The following is a 20236-nucleotide window of genomic DNA, read 5'->3' as shown; positions in this document are numbered from 1 at the left end:
AATGAGCCCGATACAATATCGAACTCATTTTTATAATTATTAATTTTTAATCTGTCCAAACTTTTGGGTGCAGTCTAAAAACTGACCTTTTTGTTTTATATGAAATTAAGATTATTTAATTTCTTTGAAGATTACTCGTCTGTTTTCTAAGTTTTTCCAAGCAGGACAGTTTGTAACAGGATTACATTCAGCCCATTTTAAATCAGATTTTCCTTTTCCAACAGGAGATAATTTTGTAGTGTCTACACCTTTGTTAGCTAAAAAACGAACAACAGAAGCAGCTCTTCTTTCAGATAATTTTTGGTTGTAATCCACTCCTCCAGCGGCATCAGTATGACCTTCAACTACGAATTTAAAATCAGGATTTGCTAATAAAACTTCAGCAGCATGATTTAATTTTTCGTAAGATTGTTCTCTAATACGATCTGAGTTATAATCAAATTCAATTCCTTCTAAAAAAGCATTAATTTTTGTTGCAACTTCATCTCCAGAAATTCTTACAACTTTTTCAGGACAACCTCCATTTGTTGGTGGACCTGGAATAGTAGGACATTTATCTTCGCTATCAGGAACACCATCACCATCAGAATCTAACGAACATCCTGATCCATCTACACGAATTCCTTCAGGTGTATCTAAACATTTATCCCATTGATCACAAACGCCATCGCGATCCTCATCAATACATTCGAAAGGATTTTGATTAGTTGAAGTTTTAGCTAAAGGTGAAACCCATTGTAAAGCATCTTTATGTTTACCAATTTTATAATGTAAACCTAATGAAAAAGTAATCATATTATCATCACGACCTTCTTCTGTGTCTGCTGCAGTTATACCTCCTGAATTATGGTAAGGCATTGGTTTACCGGAACCATCAAACTCTTCATCACCAGACATGTAGTACATTCCACGTAACTCTAAATCAAATTTGTCATTCAATTTGTAACGTAAACCAGCACCAACTTGAGAATAAATAGATTTATCAGAGATATCTTGATCAGTTATTAATGTAAAATTAGGGTCTCCTTGAGGTGCATAATTGTTTCTATAAGCTTTATAGCCATGTATTCCTACTCCAGCGTATAAATGCATAGCCCATTTGAATTCAGTTTTGTTATCTATACGTCTTAATAAATTTGAGGCATTCAAATCAGCTAAAACTCCAATTGCATGGTATTTAGTTTTACCATAAGCATACCCATGATATCCACTTAAAGCAGAATCATCAATATTTCCTTTTTGTCTAGTTTTACCAAATTCATATTGTAAACTTAAACCAAAAGCATGGGTGATTTGTTTATTTAATTGGAATTGAAAATCATAGCCTGGAGTAAAGTATCCTCCGCCCATCCATGAAACTAAATCAGAGTTTTGCAAAGCGTTTAAACCTCCAAAAGCAGAAACAGACCAATCGTTAAATTCTTTTTTACTGTTGTTGAATGGTTTATCATCGTACTTGGTCTGTGCAGATACACATGCAGCAGCTCCCAAGATTAATAAAGATAAAATTTTTTTCATAGGTTAGAAATTATTATAACTAATATAAAGCATTACTAAATATATTTTACAAAACTAATGAATTAATAATTAATATCTTAAAAAAAATATAAACTTTTGATAAAATCTCTTGTAAAATTTTGAGGGTGTGGTATTTTTAACCGTTTAGAATCTATTAATAGGCTGTTGTAGAATAATATATCAATATCAATTAATCGGTCAACGTAACGTTCATTTTCTTTTGGTTGGACATATACTCTTCCCATTTTTTGTTCAATTTTTTTTACTATTTGTAACAATTCAAAAGGAGGATAATTAGTCAATAGTTCAATTTTTTGATTGAGAAATAGATTTTTAGTTGTAAAACCTTCAGCGCTATTTTCTAAAAGATTTGATTCTTTTTTTATTACCCCAACCTCTTTGTTTATAAGAGATTTAGCTGTTTCTATGTTATTTTTTTTGTCACCTAAGTTTGTTCCTAGTAACAAAATGGCTTTATTTTGCGACATATATGCAAAAGTAATAATAAATTAAAAATGAAAAACTTTTTCGGGAGAGTATTCTCTACAATTATAGGAAATCTATTAACGGTTAGTGTATTTATCATTCTACTTTTCGTGCTAATTTTTGTTTCAGCTTTATCTAAACCTTCAAAGAGTGTAACAGAAGGATCAGTTTTAGAGATTTCGCTCGAAAATCCAATTATGGAGAGTGATATGGATCGATCAGTTTCTTTATTTGATTTATCAGAGGATACAAATGTGTTTTTGCAAGATATCATTCATTCGATAGAAGCGGCAAAGAATGATAATAAGATAAAAGGAATTAGTTTAAAACTTGATCAATTTTCTGGTGGGGCAACGCAAGCTACAGATATTCGTAATGCGTTAGAAGATTTTAAAAAATCGGGAAAATTTGTTTATTCGTATTCAAATTCCGGTAGTCAGTTGTCTTATTATATTAGTAGTGTAGCCGATAAAATTTACCAAAATCCTTTGGGAGGTACACTTTTACAAGGATTAAGTTCTAATATTATGTTTTTCAAAAATGCGGGAGATAAATATGGAGTCGATTTTCAAGTAATACGTCATGGGCAATTCAAAAGTGCTGTTGAACCATATATAAGAACAAATATGTCTGATGAAAATCGCATGCAATTGTCTGAATTATTAAATGATGTATGGGGAAATGTAGCTAATTCAATCTCAACTTCTCGAAAAATTTCTCCAGAACAATTTAATCTGGTAACAGATAGTTTATACGCTTTTATTCCAGAAATTGGAAAGCAAAATAAAATTTATGATATCATCGCACAAGAGAATGATTATCAGAAAATGTTATTTACAAAACTTGGATTAAAACAAGAAAAGTCAAAAACTGATTTTGAAGTATTAGAAAAACATACAATTAAGGTTGAAGACTATTTTGAGACTATTACAGAAAAATCTGAAAAAGCTAAAGTAGCTGTGTTATATGCTTCAGGAACAATTACGGAAGGAAATGGTTTTGATGGAATTCAATCTAAAACCTATGTAGATGCAATCCGTAAAATTTCGCAAAATAATAAAATCAAAGCATTGGTTTTACGTGTAAATTCGCCTGGAGGAAGTGCTAATGCATCGGAAGAAATTTTATATGAGTTGATGCAATTGAAAACAAAGATGCCAATAGTTGTTTCGTTTGGTGATGTAGCAGCCTCTGGAGGTTATTATATAGCTTTAGCTTCGGATAAAATTTATGCGCAACCTAACACAATAACAGGATCTATTGGTGTTTTTGGAATGATACCAAACGCACAAAAATTATTTAATAATATAGGTTTAAACTTTGATGAAGTGAAAACGAATGCAAATGCAGATCAATTGAAGTCGTTAACAACACCCTTGTCACCAACGGCTAAAAATACGATGCAGAAATCAATTGTTTTAATCTACAGTAAGTTCGTAAATCATGTTGCAGCAAACAGAAAATTAACCTACGAACAAGTGGATAAAATAGGGGAAGGGCGAGTATGGTCTGGAACTCGTGCAAAACAAATTGGTTTGATTGACGATTTTGGAAGTTTAGAAACAGCGATTAAGGAAGCAGCTAAATTGGCTAAAATCGAAAAATATTCGACAGAAAGTTATCCAAAACGTAAAGATTCTTTCGAAGAATTTATGGATAATCTCCAAGGAAAAAATACCGAAGCTGCAATTGCAAAAGAATTAGGTTCGGATGGAATTAGAATTTACAAAGAAATAAAGTTAATGAATGAACAAAAAGGTGTTCAATTAAGATTACCTTATGATATTCAGATTCAATAAAAATCATAAAAAAGGGTTAAAAAAAAATTAACCCTTTTTTATTGCTAAAAACTTCCTATTTTAGTGAAAATATTTAGATGATTAAAAAATTAAATTCTCTTTTATAATCATCTAAATTTATTATACTTTTGTACATTCATTTTTAATAATACTGAGACATAATCAACGATGGGATTATTTGATTTTTTCACGCAAGAAATTGCGATTGACTTGGGGACTGCTAACACTTTAATTATCCATAATAATAAGGTTGTAGTAGATAGTCCGTCTATCGTCGCTATACATAGAAGAACAAATAAAGTTATTGCTGTTGGAGAACAAGCAAAACACATGCAAGGAAAAACGCATGACGATATAAAAACAATTCGTCCTTTGAAAGACGGAGTAATTGCAGATTTTGAAGCTTCAGAATTTATGTTGACAGAGTTCATCAAGAAAATTCCTGGAATTCAAGGTAAATTATTTTCACCTTCATTGCGTATGGTGATTTGTATTCCATCTGGAATTACCGAAGTTGAAAAACGTGCTGTTAAAGATTCTTGTGCACGTGTCAACGCAAAAGACGTGCGTCTTATTTACGAACCAATGGCTGCTGCGATTGGAGTTGGAATAGATATCACGCAACCTAAAGGTAACATGATTATCGATATAGGTGGTGGTACAACAGAGATTGCCGTTGTTGCATTAGGTGGTATTGTATGTGACAAATCTGTAAAAATTGCAGGTGACGTCTTTACAAACGATATTGCTTATTATTTAAGAACCCATCATAATTTATATATCGGAGAAAGAACTGCCGAGCGTGTTAAAATTGAAGTTGGAGCTGCTGTGGAAGAATTAGAGCATGCACCAGATGATATGCCAGTTCAAGGACGTGACTTAATTACAGGAAAACCAAAAGAAATTACTGTAAATTACCGCGAAATTGCACGTGCATTAGATAAATCAATTTTACGTATAGAAGATGGTGTGATGGAAACATTGTCTCAAACTCCTCCAGAATTAGCTGCTGATATCTACAATACAGGTATCTATATGGCTGGTGGTGGAGCTATGTTGAGAGGTTTAGATCAACGTATTTCTAAAAAAACAGGCTTACCAGTTTTCTTGGCTGATGATCCTTTACGTGCTGTTGTTCGTGGAACAGGTATTGCACTTAAAAATATAGATAAATTCACTTTCTTAATGAAATAGAAGAGTAAAAAGCAATGCAATATATTCTGAATGCGATTAGAAGAAATGGAATGCTATTAATTTTTGTCTTTTTAGAGTTAATTGCATTGTTTCTTGTCTTTAAGAAAAATATTTATCACGAAACTATTCTCGCCTCTGCAAGTACATCTTTTACAGGTTATGTAAATGATAAAATTGCGAAGGTGACAAACTTCGTTCAATTACCACAAACAAATAAAGATTTGATGGATGAAAATGCGTTCTTGCGCGAGCAATTAGTGCATTTGGGTATTAAAGATGCGAAAACAAAAAAGTTTTATAAATCAGATACTTTAGGTTATCACCAAACATATTCTTTTGTACCTACAGAAATTGTAAATAATTCTATCATCAAAACACAAAACCTTTTGACTATTGATAAAGGAACAAATGATGGAATTGAAAAAGGGGATGGTATTATTACAAATAATGGTGTAATTGGTATTGTAACCTATGCGGGGAAAAATTATTCTCGTGCAATATCTTTATTAAACAAAGACATCAATATCAATGCCCGTATCAAAGGCAATCAATATTTTGGGACAGTGAAATGGGATGGGAAAGATCCTCGTTTTGTTCAGTTATATGAAATTCCAAAATACATCGAAGTCAAAAAAGGAGATACAATCGAAACAGACGGTAAATCGCCTGTTTTCCCAGAAGGAATTATTATAGGAAAAGTTGTAAGCAAAGGAATTGACGAAACGGGTGAAATGAAAGTTCAAGTAAGATTGAAACAAGATTTCGCTAATTTAGCTCAAGCCTATGTGGTAACTAACCTGAATAAAGTTGAAATTCAACAAGTCGAAAAATCAGATACTTTAACAAACACACAGAATGTTCAATAAAGATTTTTTAATCAACATTATCAAGATTATAATTTTAGCTTTACTGCAAGTTTTTGTCTTCAATCACATCAACTTTTTAGGAAGCTATCAACCATATATCTATATTGTTTTTGTGTTATTTTATCCACCATCTAAAAACAAATATGCATTATTGATCTTATCTTTCTTATTGGGATTAATGATAGATACTTTCGAGTATACAGGTGGAATACATGCATTTGCTTTAACTTTTATAGCTTTTTTACGTAATCCAATTATTAAGCTGTTGGCAGGAAAACAAGATTATGAGATGGAATTTTTCTCTTTCAGTTCGTTTAGTTTTGCACAATGGTTGTTTTATTTGGTTATTTTGATACTTGCTCATCACGTAGTTTTATTACTTTTAGAAAACTTTAAACCATCTGGAATCGGATCTTTGATGCTAAAAGCTTTAATTAATTCGGGAATAACTTTTGTGTTTGTTTTCATTTATAAAATTTTATTTAAAAATAAAGTTGGAGTATGAAAAAGTTGATGGTTGTTTATGCGTTAATCCTGTTTATAGTTGTACTATTTATAGGACGTTTAGCGTATTTGCAATTGTTTACAGATCGATATACGCTGAATGCGTTTAATACATCTATCAAGCAAGAAATTGTATATCCTAATCGTGGTGATATCCTTGATCGTAACGGAAAATTATTGGTGAGTAATACTTATTCGTACGAATTAGATGTTATTCCAGCCAAAGTTGTGGACAAAGATGGAGAAGTTATAAATGATTTTGATAAAGCAAAATTCTCTAAAATGGTTGGTATTTCAACCAAACAATTCGATTCGATTTTAACTAAAATTACTTCAGCCAAAGATTATAAAAAATTATCTCCATATCCTTTTCTAAAAAATATTTCGCGCGAAAATTTTGCTCGAATGCAAGAACAATTGTACTTGTATCCAGCATTTAGTATCATCAAACGTCCCGAACGCAAATACATGGTAAATTCTGCAGGAAATATATTAGGTTATATAAACGAAGCGAATCAAGCATATATTAAAACAGATTCTACCTATTATCAACCAGGTGATTTAGTAGGAATTGCAGGTGTTGAGAAATCGTATGAAAAAGATTTGCGTGGTGTAAAAGGTGTGAAAAACTGGATTGTAGATCGAACAATGAATGTTGTTGGACCTTATAAAAATGGAGATTACGATCGTGCAGTAAAAAGTGGTAAAACAGTAAACTTAACTATCGATTTTCGCTTACAAGAATTAGCAGAACAAATGCTCAAAAATAAACGAGGAGCTGTGGTTGCAATTGATCCTACGAATGGAGAAATTTTAGCTTTAGCTTCAGCGCCTACCATTAATCCAAATGATTTTTTGAATTCTAAATTAAGAAATGCTTTAATCAATGACTCAATTTCTCGTCCTACCTATGATAGAGCTTTACAAGGATCATATCCGCCAGGTTCTACGTTTAAAGTTTTGACTGCTTTAGCAGGAATGCAAATGGGGACCATGACAGAGCAAACGACTTATGTTTGTAAGCACGGTTATCGATACGGACGTATGCATATTGGTTGTCACTGTGGAATGTATTATGAACCACAAGGTTTAGAACGGGCAATAGGAAAATCTTGTAACAATTATTTTTCTGAAGCTTATCGAGATATTGTCAAGAAAGATCCCAATAATTATGGCGTTGGAATGAATGAATGGGCAGCGATTATGAATAGTTTTGGACTTGGTAAATTCATGGGAACTGATTTACCAGTAGGTAGTAAAGGTCTTATTCCAACGGAAGATTTTTATGACTCTCGCTTTGGAGAAGGGGTTTGGAATCCTTATCGAATTATTTTTAACGGTATGGGACAAGGAGATATCAATACAACGCCTTTGCAAATGGCAAATTTTACAGCTGCAATTGCGAATAAAGGATATTTTTATACCCCACATATTGTGCGTAGAATTGATGGAAAACCTCTGAAAGATTCTACTTACATAGTAAAGAAAAATACGTTAGTTGATCCGAAATATTTTGATATCATTCATAGAGGAATGCGAAATGTTTTCACAATAGGAACAGCTCGTGGCTTTGAAACAAGTAGTTTTGTTCAATATGGAAAAACGGGAACGGCACAAAACTCGCATGGACAAGATCACTCTTTGTTTATTCTTTTTGCACCTGCTGATAAACCAAAAATAGCCGTAGCTGCAATTGTCGAAAATGGACATTATGGAGCAACTTGGGCAGGTCCGATGACGAGTTTAGTAGCAGAATTATATCTTACAGATACGATTAAACGTACACCTTTATTAGAACGAATGAAAAATGGTAATCTACAAGGAGAATATCGTCGTCAGTGGATAGATTATTTAAAGAGAAAAGGTTTGTATATAGAACCAGTGAAGAAAGATTCTTTAGGAACGAAAGCAGGTGAATTAAGAACAAATAAAGATTCAACAAAATTTAAAAATGAGTCAAAACAGATTACTAAAAGGAATTGATTGGACCGTTTTGATCCTTGGGTTTCTAATAGTAACCTTCGGAATTATGAACGTTTACAGTGTCAATCCAGATTTAGGTCAAAAACAGCTAATTTGGTTTGGACTTGGGATGGTCATGATTTTAATTTTGATCATTGTGAGTGGAAACAATCGTAATTTTTTCGAAATTTATAGTCCCGTTTTTTATATTGTCTCCTTAATCCTCTTGGTAGGGGTTTTGATTTTTGGTAAAGAGATTAATGGAGCAAAAGCTTGGTACCGTTTTGGTCCGTTGAGTTTGCAACCCGCTGAGTTTGCAAAAATTGGTACAGCTTTGCTGATTGCTAATTTTATTAACCATTCCAATGCCAATTTGAAGGATATCAGTTTTGTAGGAAAAGTCTTGCTTGTTATTGCAATTCCAGTGGCTCTGATTCTGTTGCAACCCGATTTAGGATCAGTGATTATTTTCTGTTCGTTTAGTATAGCGTTGTATCGAGAAGGATTAAACCCGTGGATTATTATCGCACCAATCATTTTATTGGTTATTTTCCTTATATCAATTGTACAAATTCCTTTTTATGTTTTATTAATTTTAGGATTTATAATTCTTACAATTGCACTATTAATTTTGGCTTTCAATTACAATCAAAATGTAATTGATGTGATGCATGGGATATTAATAGGACTATCGATTTTCTTTCTATTATTGATAGGAATATGTTATTTGGTCGAAGATTTATCCGAATCAACGAGAGAATCTTTTGGACATCTTTTTCCTATGCGTTCCTTATTTTTCTCGGAACCAATCTTTTTTAACACTGTTTTCTTTGGATTAATTGGTTTTGCAATATCGATAATTCCTGTGTTAATTTTGAAGTTAACCGAACAAAAGGAAATGAATAATTCACCTTTCAAAACTCAAAATGGGTTGTCTGCAAACGTGTTGAGTTTTAGTATTATTGTTTCGATTGTTTTATTACTATTTGCAAGTACGGTTAGTTTTATTTCACCTATTATTTTCGAAAAATTACCAAAACACCAAAAAGAGCGTGTAATGGTTTTATACGAAGGAGAAGCAAAATACCGTGATACTTCTGGATATAACTTATTGTATGCAAAAACAGCAATCGGTTCGGGAGAATTATATGGAAAAGGATATAATCAAGGAACGATTAAGAAAGGAAGATTTGTGCCTGAACAACAAACAGATTATATTTTTACCGCAGTAGGCGAGGAGTGGGGCTTTATAGGAAGTACAGCTTTGGTTATTGTCTATGCCATTTTTGTGGGACGATTATTTTTCTTAGCCGAAAATCAAAAGAATAAGTTTGCACGATTTTATGGATACTCCGTTGCGTCAATTTTATTCTTTCACTTTTTTATCAATATTTCGATGGTAATCGGACTTTTCCCAACAGTTGGAATTCCCTTACCATTCTTTAGTTATGGGGGAAGTTCCTTATGGGGATTCACTATTTTGATAGGAATCTTCTTAATTATTCATTATAAGAACAGTCAAGGATTTATATAAAAACATATAGATTAAAAAAGCTACATTCCAAGGATGTAGCTTTTTTATTTGTGATTATTTGGATACTTCTAATTCAGAAATATGACTTACTTTTTTGATTAATTTATTGTCTTTATCGATTAATAATAAAGTAGGAGTAGATTCAATTCCAAATTCAGTAGCAATTGGTGAATCCCATCTCAAGAGATCAGAATAATTGTACCACGATAAATCTTTTGTAGCACTCTCAAAAGCATTTTGATCATAGTCTAAAGAGATTGCAACTATTTCACCACCTTTTGCTTTAAAGTCTTTGTAAAACTCTTTAATATGAGGAACCTCTTGTTGACAAGCAGGACACCAAGATGCCCAAAATACAATTAGTTTTTGATTGGCTTTAATATCATACAATGATTTCTTTCCCTTTACAGCTTTATCAAATGTGATATTTGGAACCTGTTGTCCAACCTGTATTAAACTAACACCAGCTATCTTCTTTAATTGATCTGTAACTTTTCCTTTTAGTCCATTTATTTTTTCACCATATTTTTGATGAAAATTAGCATATTCTTTTTTTGGAACAAATTTTAGAATTGCCGTCAAAACATTTTGACCTCTTGTAGTTTCAATATTTGTTTTTCCTAAAATTTCATCTGTCGCAGCAATCAAATTATCTTCGATATTTTGGTTTCCAGCAGTAGATAATTTGGTGTTGATATAAGCAAAAATCAAATCATTGAACATTCCAGATTGCTCCAAACGAAGATCGTCATTTGAAAAATGATTCAGAATCGATTCTATAGTCGAAGTATCTCTATTATTTTGTGCTTGTTGCTTTAGATCATTTAACACATTTATATAAGTGACTAAATCAGAAAATTTTTCACTTCTTTTTAAATCATTGATTCGTTTATCTTCTTTTACCATTGCCGTATAAAACTCATCAGTTGGTTTATACATTTGCATTAAATATGGAAAAACTTGATTTTGAATTTCGTTTAATGGTTGTAACGCCAAAACTTTATTATATTCATTTTGTGCACTACCTTCAATAACTTGAAGTTTAGAATTTATTTCTTGACCTGTAACTGTTTTAAATTTCAAATCTTTGTTATCTGTCAGTAACGATAAATTTTCTCCTGTTGGTAAATCGATACGTACAAAACCATTGTATTTTGATGGTACTTTTGCAGTGAAATTACCATTGTTGTCAGTTTTGGAATTGTTGATTAATTTCAATTCAGCATTTTCGTAAACCTTTACTAAAACTGGTTTATTGGCGTAATTTTCTAATTGACCAGAAATTGTAAACTGTCCAAAAACAGAGCTTCCTAAAACAATAAGAGGAATTAAAAATTTATTTTTCATAATTTTTTGTGATATAAAAAAACCTCAATCATTTGATTGAGGTTTAAAAGTATGATTATTATTAATTAAATCAAAGATTTTTTGTATTTGTTCATAGCGAAATATACAACAGCTACTGCAATTGCAAATCCAATTAAATAAATTGTATACTCATCGATTGGAGTTGCTGGATTTCCAGGAGTATTTGTATCTGGAGGTGGTGGACCACAATCTGGATCTAGAGGATCGCACCCTTGAGCATATGTTGTTAGAGCAAATACATTAAATATAAATAAGGTTAGTAGTAATCTAAAATTTTTCATAAGGTTAGCGGTTTATTAATTAATTGTTTTTTGAGATACAACTTTTCCATCTTTATATGTAATAACTACTACATGTACTCCTGTAGTAAGATTTAATTTGTAATCTGAGTTAGTAGAAATATCTACATTACGAGAAATTAATCTTCCTGTTATATCATAAATTTCAATCTTGGCATTTGTATTTTTATCCTCAAAACGAACGTATTTGTTCGTCTTATCTTTATAAATATAAGTTGCATTATTTTTATTTAAATCATCAGTTCCCAAAACTAGAGGAGCTTCATTCCAATAAAGCTCAAATTGATCATTTATGTTAGGATTTGCAACAAATTTTATCTGAGTATTAGCATCTACTTCAACAACATTATTTTTAGATTTATCTAATAAATAGTATTTACCGACAGAAAAGTTATCCACTCTATTTAAAATTGATTGTTCAAATAATCTTAAATTGATCGTATAGTTATGCCCTTCAATTAAATTATTAAATCCAATACCGATTGGTTTTCCTATATAATCTAGCGAGTTAAATTGGTTCAATAAAGTTTGTGAGTTAGTTACAATAGTTCCATCATTTTTTTCTTCAAAAATGAATATTGGATTTTTTGAAATAGATTCATTTACTGAATTCCCTGTAGTATAAAAATTTGAGTTCACTAAATAAGCAGCATCTCCAAGTATTGAATTATCTTCCAATAAAAATAATTCTAACTGAGTAAAATCATTACCTGCAATTAAACCTTTACTTTGTAAGCTTGTATCTTCTAGTAAATTATAACTACTTGTGTCGTTACTCGATCTAGCATAAAGGCCTGAAGTGCTTCCATTTGTAAAGTCATAAATAAAAGTTTTTTGTCTATCCGCTATATTAAAATTTGCTGTAACGATATTACTACCACCATTATTAGCTTTAAGCATTGTATAGTAATCAATTTCGAAGTACTCAAATGGTTTAACTATTAAAGCGTCAGGATTTCCTGCCCAAAAATATGGATTAGCTCCAGTTTCAGATTTTTGTAAATAAGCAGTAATTCTAGTCGTGTTAGTATTACTTCCACCTGTTTGATCATCCCAGTTAACAAAGTAATTATTAGCTAATTTATGTATTCTGAATTTAATTGTAGTAGGTTCAAAAGTTTCAGTAGGACCTTTAATCGCTCCATTAACAACAAATTTTATCCAAGAATTAGCAATAGATACATCACTTAAATCCAAATTTGATGTAAATGGATTTGAAAAACGATGTAAATTCTTTCCATAGCGAGAATTTGTATCAGGAGCATTATTTCCTAAGTATGATACGAACTCCTCGTTATAATTATTTCTAAGATTTTTCCAATTACCCCAAGTTAATTCAGAAAACTGTTCTTTAGTTTTATTTACAATTCCACTTTCGACATTGTTTAATGTTACAGCTTTGTTATTTGGCTTACCGTAAGTAGCGAATTTATTTGAAGCTGATATTCCTTCAAGAAAACTTTTAAAGGCACCATTCATTGTATTAATAGTGTAGTTAGCACCAGCAACTACACCTGTTCCTTTAGGAACATTATCATATTCTGTTTCTTTAACATCCCAAGCAAGTATCGTTTGGTTATATCTGTTAGTTCCACAGTTCGAATTTACAGCACACTCTCCTCTAAATGCAGAAGAGTTAGAAGTAATATTATTAATTATATTTTCAATTTTATCATCTTGATAAGGTAAACCAAATGGGTAATAATCATTTAGAGATGGATTGATATTAGATCTTTCGATTGCTAATTGTCCAGAAACAGAAGATGCTTGATCAATTATTAATTGACCATATTCCGTACTAGTACTGTACTTATTTACGAAGTTTTTTCCAATAGTATTTTCATTCGTAAAACCACCTTGTATTTGAATATTTCCTTCGTTAATTATTTTTTCTGTAGTTCCTGATGTAGCATCAGTCTTAACATTTACATTTCCTCCATTATAGAATAAAGTACTTGGATTTACTTTAACGATAACTGCATCTTTTATATATGTGTCTTGTGCAGAAGCACTATACATCGCACTAAGTGCGACTAAAGCAAGTAGATTCTTTTTCATATATTATATTATTTTTGGTTAGGCATCCTTTAAATTTTATTAAAATCAATACAAATATAAACAAAACTTTTATTAAAAAGTTATTATGCAAATAATTATATAATTACTTTTTCTGGTAAATCTTTGATATCATACATTAGATCAGTAAAGATTTCTTCCGTAACTGCTCTCAATCCGCGAGCTCCCAACCCTAGTTCATTGGCACGGTCTACAATTTTATTAAGGGTTTCGTCCGTCACTACAAGCTCTTTATCATCTAAGGCAAATAGCTTTGTATATTGTTTGATAAGCGAGTTTTTTGGTTCTGTCAAAATAGCTCTCATCGCTTCTTTATCTAACGCTTTAAGATAAGTTATAATAGGCAAACGTCCAATTAATTCTGGAATAATACCAAAGTTTTTCAAATCTTGTGCGTTTACTTCGTCCAAAAGATTTTCGACTTCTTTTTGATCGTCGTTTTTAAAACCAATTACATGTTTTTTCAAACGATCTGCAATGTGTTTTTCAATTCCAGAAAAAGCACCTCCAGCTATAAATAAAATATCTTTTGTATTAACTTCTATAAATTTTTGGTCAGGGTGTTTACGTCCTCCTTTTGGTGGAACATTAACCACAGTTCCTTCCAGAATTTTAAGTAAAGCTTGTTGAACGCCTTCTCCAGAAACGTCTCTAGTAATAGAAGGATTATCGCTTTTTCGTGCTATTTTATCTACTTCGTCGATAAAAACGATCCCTTTTTCAGCAAGTTCTAAATTGTAATCTGCAGCTTGTAAAAGTCGAGTTAAAATACTTTCTACATCTTCTCCTACATATCCTGCTTCTGTCAATACAGTTGCGTCAACAATTGCAAATGGTACATTTAATAATTTAGCAATTGTTTTTGCTAATAATGTTTTTCCACTTCCAGTTTCTCCAACTAAAATAACGTTCGATTTGTCAATCTCAACATCATTATCTTTGTCTAGTAATATTCTTTTATAGTGATTGTAAACTGCAACAGACAATATTTTTTTTGCCTGATCTTGACCAATCACATAATCATCTAAAAACTCCTTAATTTCTTTAGGTGATTTTAAAGTTAGAGGTTTTATCAAATCGTTATTTGCATTAAATTTCGATTCTTCTAAAACTATACCATGCGCTTGCTCAATACAATTATCACAAATATTACCGTCAATTCCAGACACTAAAATATTTACTTCGTTTCTGCTTTTTCCGCAAAAAGAGCACTTATTTTCTTCCAATTTTTTATACTTAATTAAGCTGCAAAGGTACTTATTTTGTTTTAGATAGAAAATATTTCTTTGTTAATTTGTAGATGTTTTTAAGTATTTTTATATAGGGCTTTATAATCTGCTTTTTATAACTGTTGTTTTTTACTCATTTTTATTGATTTACTACGTTTTTACTTGTAGAAAACAAAAAAGGATTCTAAATAATTAGAATCCTTTTTTGTTATAATTTTTGAATTAGAAATTATTTTCGAGGTAATAAAACTTCGTCAATCATTCCATATTCTTTTGCTTCTATAGAAGTCATCCAGTAATCACGTTCACCATCTTTTTCGATTTGCTCGAAAGTTTGACCAGAATGGGTTGCAAGAATGTCGTATAATTCTTTTTTCAATTTCAAGATTTCTTTCAATGTGATTTCCATATCAGTTGCTTGACCTTGAGCACCACCTAATGGTTGGTGAATCATTACGCGAGAGTGTTTTAGAGCCGAACGTTTTCCTGCTGCTCCTGCACATAATAGAACTGCTCCCATAGAAGCGGCCATACCTGTACAAATTGTCGCAACATCAGGTTTTACCAACTGCATCGTGTCGTAAATCCCTAATCCAGCATAAACACCACCACCTGGTGAGTTAACATAAATTTGAATGTCTTTTGTGGCATCTACACTCTCTAAGAACAATAATTGCGCTTGAATGATGTTTGCAATTTGATCATCAATCGCAGTTCCTAAAAAGATAATTCTATCCATCATCAATCGAGAGAAAACGTCCATTTGTGCAACGTTCAATTTTCTTTCTTCAACAATGTAAGGCGTTGTGTTTTGGATATAACTCTCCATATGTAAAGAGCTAATTCCTTTGTCTAACAGCGCATATTTTTTAAATTCTTCTCCTACGTTTTTCATTATTCAATTTAGATTTTAAATGAAAGGTATAAAGAATTTTTTAGAAGTGATTAAGCTTCTGCTAATTCTTTATTTTTTTCAGTAATGATGTCTACAAACTCGTCAAATGTTACTTCTTTTTCGTTCAATTTTACATTGTTTTTAAAGATATCTAACATTTTGTCTGTAAACACTTGGTATGATAAACGGTTGTATTCTTCCTGATTTTGTAAAGCAGACATTGCAATTTGTTGTAATGTATCTTCTGGAATAGAATTTTGACCGTACATTTTTAATTGATCTTTGATCGCAGCAAAAGCAGCTTCTTTTACTTCTTCAGCATTTACTTCAACATTGTTCAATTCAGCAATTTTAGCTTCGATTAATTGGTAACGTAAACCTTTGTCCATTTTAGCCAATTCTTCTTTCGCTTGTTCTTCAGAAGTTACATTTTCGTTAGAAGAAATTAACCATTTAGTTAAAAATTCTGTTGGTAAATCAAACTGAACTGTCTCTAGTAATTTAGCGACAACATCGTTGATAATTTGTTTGTCAGATTCTTTGTTGTACATGTTTTCTGACTCTTCTTTGATTTTGTTACGGAAAGCTTCTTCTGAATCTACAGCTCCTTCTCCATAAACTTTATCAAATAATTCTTGGTTAACTTCTGCTTTTTCAGCTTTGTTAATTTCTTTGATTGTATAAGTTACTTTAGTTCCTTCTTCAGTAACTTCTGTGTTCAATTGTTGAGCAGCTTCTTCAGCAGTGTCAAAAATATCGTTAGAATTTACTTCTACAACATCACCAACTTTTTTACCAATAAATGCAGAAGCATCTTTTAATTCTTCTAAACGGATAAATGTTGGTTTAGCTTCTTGACCTTCTACAGCAGCTTCTACTTTTAATACTGCTTCAGCTTCAGCTTCAGCTAATGATTTTAATGATCCAAAACGAGCAGCGAAGTTGTCAACATATTTTTGGATTTCGTCTTCAGCAACTTTTACTTTGTAGCTTTCAACTTCAACTTTAGATAAGTCAACCTCAAATTCAGGAGCTAATCCTAATTCGAAATCAAATGATAATTGATCAGCATTCCAATCAACTTCTTTCATTACAGGAACTGGATTTCCTAAGATTGATAATTTTTCTGTGTTGATGTAGTCAGAAACACTTTTTTGTAAGATTTCGTTAACTGTATCAAAAATAACAGCTTGCTCGTATTGTTTTTTTACAAAACTCATTGGAACTTGCCCTTTACGGAATCCTTTGATGTTAGCTGTTTTTCTGTATTGGTTCAATACATCAACTACTTTCTCTTGATAATCTGCCTTGTCAACAGTTACAGTTAATACTGCGTTTAATTTGTCTGTTGTATTTTTAGTAATATTCATCTACCTTAAATTTGGAGTGCAAATGTATAAAATTTTAATCATTTTTAATAGAAGAAAATGAAAATCCAAGCAATTCATTCTCTATAAATTAACAATTGAGATTGAATCTTATCAAATTGTTTAGATTTAGATTTTTAGTTGTCTTGATTATAATTTATCATTCACAAATTCTGATTGATATTTTCAATAATTAAGCCAATAGAAAACATCTGTCAGATTGACATAAAAAAAGTCCAGTAGATGATTCTACTGGACTTTTATATTTAGATGCTATAATTTTATAGTTCTCCGTAATTTGCGTAAGATTCATCAAACTGAAAATCTTCCATAAATTTCGTTGTATAGTTTCCTGCTACAAAATCTGGATGATCCATTAATTGTAAATGGAAAGGAATTGTTGTTTTGATACCTTCAATATAAAACTCACCTAATGCACGTTTCATTTTCTGAATTGCTTCTTCACGTGTTTGTGCTGTTACGATTAATTTTGCAATCATCGAATCGTAGTTAGGTGGAATTGTATATCCAGCGTATACGTGTGTATCTACACGGACACCATTACCACCAGGAATGTTAATATTTGTGATTTTTCCTGGAGAAGGGCGGAAGTCATTGTATGGATCTTCTGCATTGATACGACATTCGATTGAATGTCCTTGAGGGTAATAGTTTTTACCAGAAATAGGTTCACCAGCTGCTAACATAATTTGTTCGCGAACTAAGTCGAATCCTGTTACTTGTTCTGTAATTGGGTGTTCTACTTGGATACGAGTATTCATCTCCATAAAGTAGAAGTCTCCGTGTTTATCAACTAAAAACTCAATTGTACCAACACCTTCATAACCGATATATTCACAAGCTTTAACTGCTGCTTCACCCATACGTTTACGTAAATCGTCTGTCATAATAGGAGAAGGAGTTTCTTCTGCTAATTTTTGGTTACGACGTTGAATAGAACAGTCACGCTCAGATAAGTGACAAGCTTTACCGTTTTGGTCACTTGCAACTTGAATTTCGATATGACGAGGTTCTTCAATCAATTTTTCCATGTACATACCGTCGTTACCAAAAGCTGCTGCAGCTTCTGTACGAGCAGATTCCCATGCGTGTAACAAATCTTCTTCTTTCCAAATTGCACGCATCCCTTTACCACCACCACCAGCAGTAGCTTTCATCATTACAGGGTATTTTATTTCGCGCGCAACCTCTAAAGCTTGTTCATAGCTTTCTAACAAACCGTCAGAGCCAGGAACAACAGGTACTCCTGCTTCTTTCATTGTAGCTTTAGCATTTGCCTTATCTCCCATACGGTCGATATTATCAGCAGGCGCTCCAATGAATTTTATTCCGTTAGATGCACAGATTTTAGAAAAAGTAGAGTTTTCAGATAAGAATCCATAACCTGGGTGAATAGCATCCGCGTCTGTAATTTCTGCAGCCGCGATGATGTTAGCCATTTTTAGGTATGAATCTTTACTTGGAGCAGGACCAATACACACCGCTTCGTCTGCGAAACGTACGTGTAAAGATGTTTCGTCCGCTTTAGAGTAAACAGCAACCGTTTTGATTCCCATTTCTTTTGCAGTACGTATAATACGCATTGCAATTTCACCTCTATTAGCGATTAATATCTTCTTAAACATAATTTTTAGATGTAATTGATTAAGCTGGATCAACTAAGAATAATGGTTGATCGTACTCAACTGGACTTGCATCGTCCACTAAGATTTTAACAATTTTACCAGAAACTTCAGATTCAATTTCGTTGAATAATTTCATTGCTTCAACAATACATAATACTTTACCTGGAGCGATAGAGTCACCTACACCTACGAAAGGTTCTTTTCCTGGGCCAGCTGAACGGTAAAATGTTCCAATCATAGGAGATTTTACTGTGATTAAATTGCTGTTTTCTTCTTCTGATGGAGTCGTAGAGTTGTTTGCTGGTGCAGCAGCTGGCGCTTGTGGCGCTGCAGCTTGTGCTACAGGAGCTTGAGGTACATAAAATTGTTGAGACGCAACTTGCGCAGGTACGCTTGCTAAAGTTTTGATTTTAATCTCGATGTCATCTTGTTTGATGCTTACTTCAGCAACTTCTGCTTTTGATACGAATCTAATTAAATTTTGAATGTCTTTAATGTCCATATAATGCGGTTTTTTTATTTGACCTTTATGTTTGTTTTAATAAAACGATTTCAAAGGTATTGAAAAAAAAATAAAAAAAGCTGTTTCTTTTATAGAAACAGCTTCAAAATCTTTATAAGATTATATTATTCAGTAACTTCTTGTACTTTTTCTAATACTACTTTTCCTTTGTAGTATAATTTCCCGTCAGACCAATGAGCTCTGTGGTATAAATGTGCTTCACCAGTTGTTTTATCGATTGCTAATTGAGGAGCTTCGATTTTGTAGTGTGTTCTACGTTTATCTCTTCTTGTTGACGACTGTCTTCTCTTAGGATGTGCCATATCTAACTACTTTTTTTCTTTATTTCTATAATTTATTTTAATAATAAAAACCAATTAAGGTTTCAAATCTTTCAATTTTGCCCAACGTGGATCAATGTCGTCATTATCGTCGACATCACCATTATCGTTGTCATCCTCATCCTCATCGTTTTCTGCATCTTCGTCTAATTCGTAAATGCTATACTGATCAAGTAAGTCTATCATTTCAGAATTACTTTCTCCATTTAAAACATCAGGATGAATTCGTTTTGTTGGTACTGATAACATTGCTAATTCATAAAGAATTTGTGCAAGGTTGATTTGGTATTCTTCACGAGGAATAACCCAAATTTCAAAATCAGTATCGTCAAACTCGTCGCCAAATTTAACAATTAATTCTGCATTATTCGAAATTTCTTGCTGAAACAATTCTCCAGTTAAATCGCAAGGAACAGTAATGTTTCCTTTTAAGCTAATTTCTAACTCGAGCATTGTTGATTTTTTATCTAAAATGATTGATGCAATCATCGTAGGATTTTCAAAATCTTGCTCAATTTCAAATAAATCAAAGAACGATTGTGATAATTCGAACGTAAAATTACTCTTACCAAAAGGCAAGCTTGTAAATATAATATTATAATTTTTCAACTTGTCCATACCACAAAAAGGTGTGCAAAGATAATCTAATT

18 protein-coding genes are annotated in these 20236 nt (G+C 31.9%); 6 read left to right on the top strand and 12 right to left on the bottom strand.

The features are described from left to right. Positions 1 to 111: 111 nt before the first annotated feature. Together IF125_RS09290 and folK are read right to left on the bottom strand one after the other, a co-directional pair. Positions 112 to 1518 (bottom strand): OmpA family protein, encoded by a 1407-nt coding sequence (locus tag IF125_RS09290; RefSeq protein WP_225542290.1) that lies wholly within the window; start codon positions 1516 to 1518, stop codon positions 112 to 114. Positions 1519 to 1595: 77 nt separating this feature from the next. Then, positions 1596 to 2006 carry a 2-amino-4-hydroxy-6-hydroxymethyldihydropteridine diphosphokinase gene (gene folK, locus IF125_RS09285; RefSeq protein ID WP_225542289.1) on the bottom strand — a complete coding sequence of 137 codons (411 nt, stop codon included), beginning with the start codon at positions 2004 to 2006 and terminating at the stop codon, positions 1596 to 1598. Positions 2007 to 2033: 27 nt separating this feature from the next. Here folK and sppA point away from each other — a divergent pair, with 27 nt between their 5' ends. The 6 genes from sppA to rodA all read left to right on the top strand — a co-directional run bounded on the left by sppA (position 2034) and on the right by rodA (position 9863). Beyond that, positions 2034 to 3803 (top strand): signal peptide peptidase SppA, encoded by a 1770-nt coding sequence (sppA, locus tag IF125_RS09280; protein ID WP_188319065.1) that lies wholly within the window; start codon positions 2034 to 2036, stop codon positions 3801 to 3803. A gap of 168 nt (positions 3804 to 3971) precedes the next feature. Next, positions 3972 to 4997, top strand: coding sequence for a rod shape-determining protein (locus IF125_RS09275; RefSeq protein ID WP_038331974.1), 1026 nt, complete (start codon positions 3972 to 3974; stop codon positions 4995 to 4997). Positions 4998 to 5011: 14 nt separating this feature from the next. Continuing rightward, positions 5012 to 5863 (top strand): rod shape-determining protein MreC, encoded by an 852-nt coding sequence (mreC, locus tag IF125_RS09270; protein ID WP_171622381.1) that lies wholly within the window; start codon positions 5012 to 5014, stop codon positions 5861 to 5863. Next, positions 5853 to 6368, top strand: a complete 516-nt coding sequence (gene mreD / locus IF125_RS09265) for a rod shape-determining protein MreD (RefSeq protein WP_225542288.1) — start codon at positions 5853 to 5855, stop codon at positions 6366 to 6368. The genes mreC and mreD overlap by 11 nt, the downstream gene beginning before the upstream one ends. After that, entirely contained in the window at positions 6365 to 8350 is a 1986-nt protein-coding gene (gene mrdA, locus IF125_RS09260; RefSeq protein ID WP_225542287.1) for a penicillin-binding protein 2, read from the top strand. Before mreD ends, mrdA begins: the two co-directional genes overlap by 4 nt. After that, positions 8319 to 9863: a rod shape-determining protein RodA gene (rodA, locus tag IF125_RS09255; protein ID WP_225542286.1), complete on the top strand. Its 1545-nt coding sequence runs from the start codon at positions 8319 to 8321 to the stop codon at positions 9861 to 9863. Before mrdA ends, rodA begins: the two co-directional genes overlap by 32 nt. Positions 9864 to 9917: 54 nt before the next feature. Here rodA and IF125_RS09250 read toward each other — a convergent pair whose 3' ends face one another. The 10 genes from IF125_RS09250 to IF125_RS09205 all read right to left on the bottom strand — a co-directional run bounded on the left by IF125_RS09250 (position 9918) and on the right by IF125_RS09205 (position 20204). Next, positions 9918 to 11210, bottom strand: a complete 1293-nt coding sequence (locus IF125_RS09250) for a TlpA disulfide reductase family protein (RefSeq protein ID WP_225542285.1) — start codon at positions 11208 to 11210, stop codon at positions 9918 to 9920. A 65-nt stretch (positions 11211 to 11275) separates the two neighbouring features. Then, complete coding sequence (locus IF125_RS09245; RefSeq protein ID WP_225542284.1) at positions 11276 to 11512, bottom strand: hypothetical protein; 237 nt, start codon at positions 11510 to 11512, stop codon at positions 11276 to 11278. A gap of 15 nt (positions 11513 to 11527) precedes the next feature. Next, complete coding sequence (locus tag IF125_RS09240; protein ID WP_225542283.1) at positions 11528 to 13588, bottom strand: T9SS type A sorting domain-containing protein; 2061 nt, start codon at positions 13586 to 13588, stop codon at positions 11528 to 11530. Positions 13589 to 13683: 95 nt separating this feature from the next. Further along, positions 13684 to 14832: an ATP-dependent Clp protease ATP-binding subunit ClpX gene (gene clpX, locus IF125_RS09235; protein WP_225542282.1), complete on the bottom strand. Its 1149-nt coding sequence runs from the start codon at positions 14830 to 14832 to the stop codon at positions 13684 to 13686. 232 nt (positions 14833 to 15064) lie between these two features. Next, on the bottom strand, positions 15065 to 15730 hold the full coding sequence (clpP, locus tag IF125_RS09230; protein ID WP_225539713.1) for an ATP-dependent Clp endopeptidase proteolytic subunit ClpP: 666 nt from the start codon (positions 15728 to 15730) through the stop codon (positions 15065 to 15067). Between the two features lie 50 nt (positions 15731 to 15780). Continuing rightward, positions 15781 to 17100 (bottom strand): trigger factor, encoded by a 1320-nt coding sequence (locus IF125_RS09225; protein WP_225539712.1) that lies wholly within the window; start codon positions 17098 to 17100, stop codon positions 15781 to 15783. 278 nt (positions 17101 to 17378) lie between these two features. Continuing rightward, a complete protein-coding gene (gene accC / locus IF125_RS09220; protein ID WP_171622392.1) occupies positions 17379 to 18743 on the bottom strand; it encodes an acetyl-CoA carboxylase biotin carboxylase subunit in 1365 nt (454 codons plus the stop codon). Between the two features lie 19 nt (positions 18744 to 18762). Next, a complete protein-coding gene (accB, locus tag IF125_RS09215; protein WP_171622393.1) occupies positions 18763 to 19245 on the bottom strand; it encodes an acetyl-CoA carboxylase biotin carboxyl carrier protein in 483 nt (160 codons plus the stop codon). Positions 19246 to 19370: 125 nt separating this feature from the next. Further along, entirely contained in the window at positions 19371 to 19568 is a 198-nt protein-coding gene (rpmF, locus tag IF125_RS09210) for a 50S ribosomal protein L32 (protein ID WP_019975824.1), read from the bottom strand. A 54-nt stretch (positions 19569 to 19622) separates the two neighbouring features. Then, entirely contained in the window at positions 19623 to 20204 is a 582-nt protein-coding gene (locus IF125_RS09205) for a YceD family protein (RefSeq protein ID WP_225539709.1), read from the bottom strand. Positions 20205 to 20236: the final 32 nt, after the last annotated feature.

This window comes from Empedobacter stercoris, assembly GCF_020281205.1.
Lineage (GTDB): Bacteria > Bacteroidota > Bacteroidia > Flavobacteriales > Weeksellaceae > Empedobacter > Empedobacter stercoris.
Note: the sequence above shows the minus strand (reverse complement) of the source record. Positions and strands in the feature narration are given on the sequence as shown.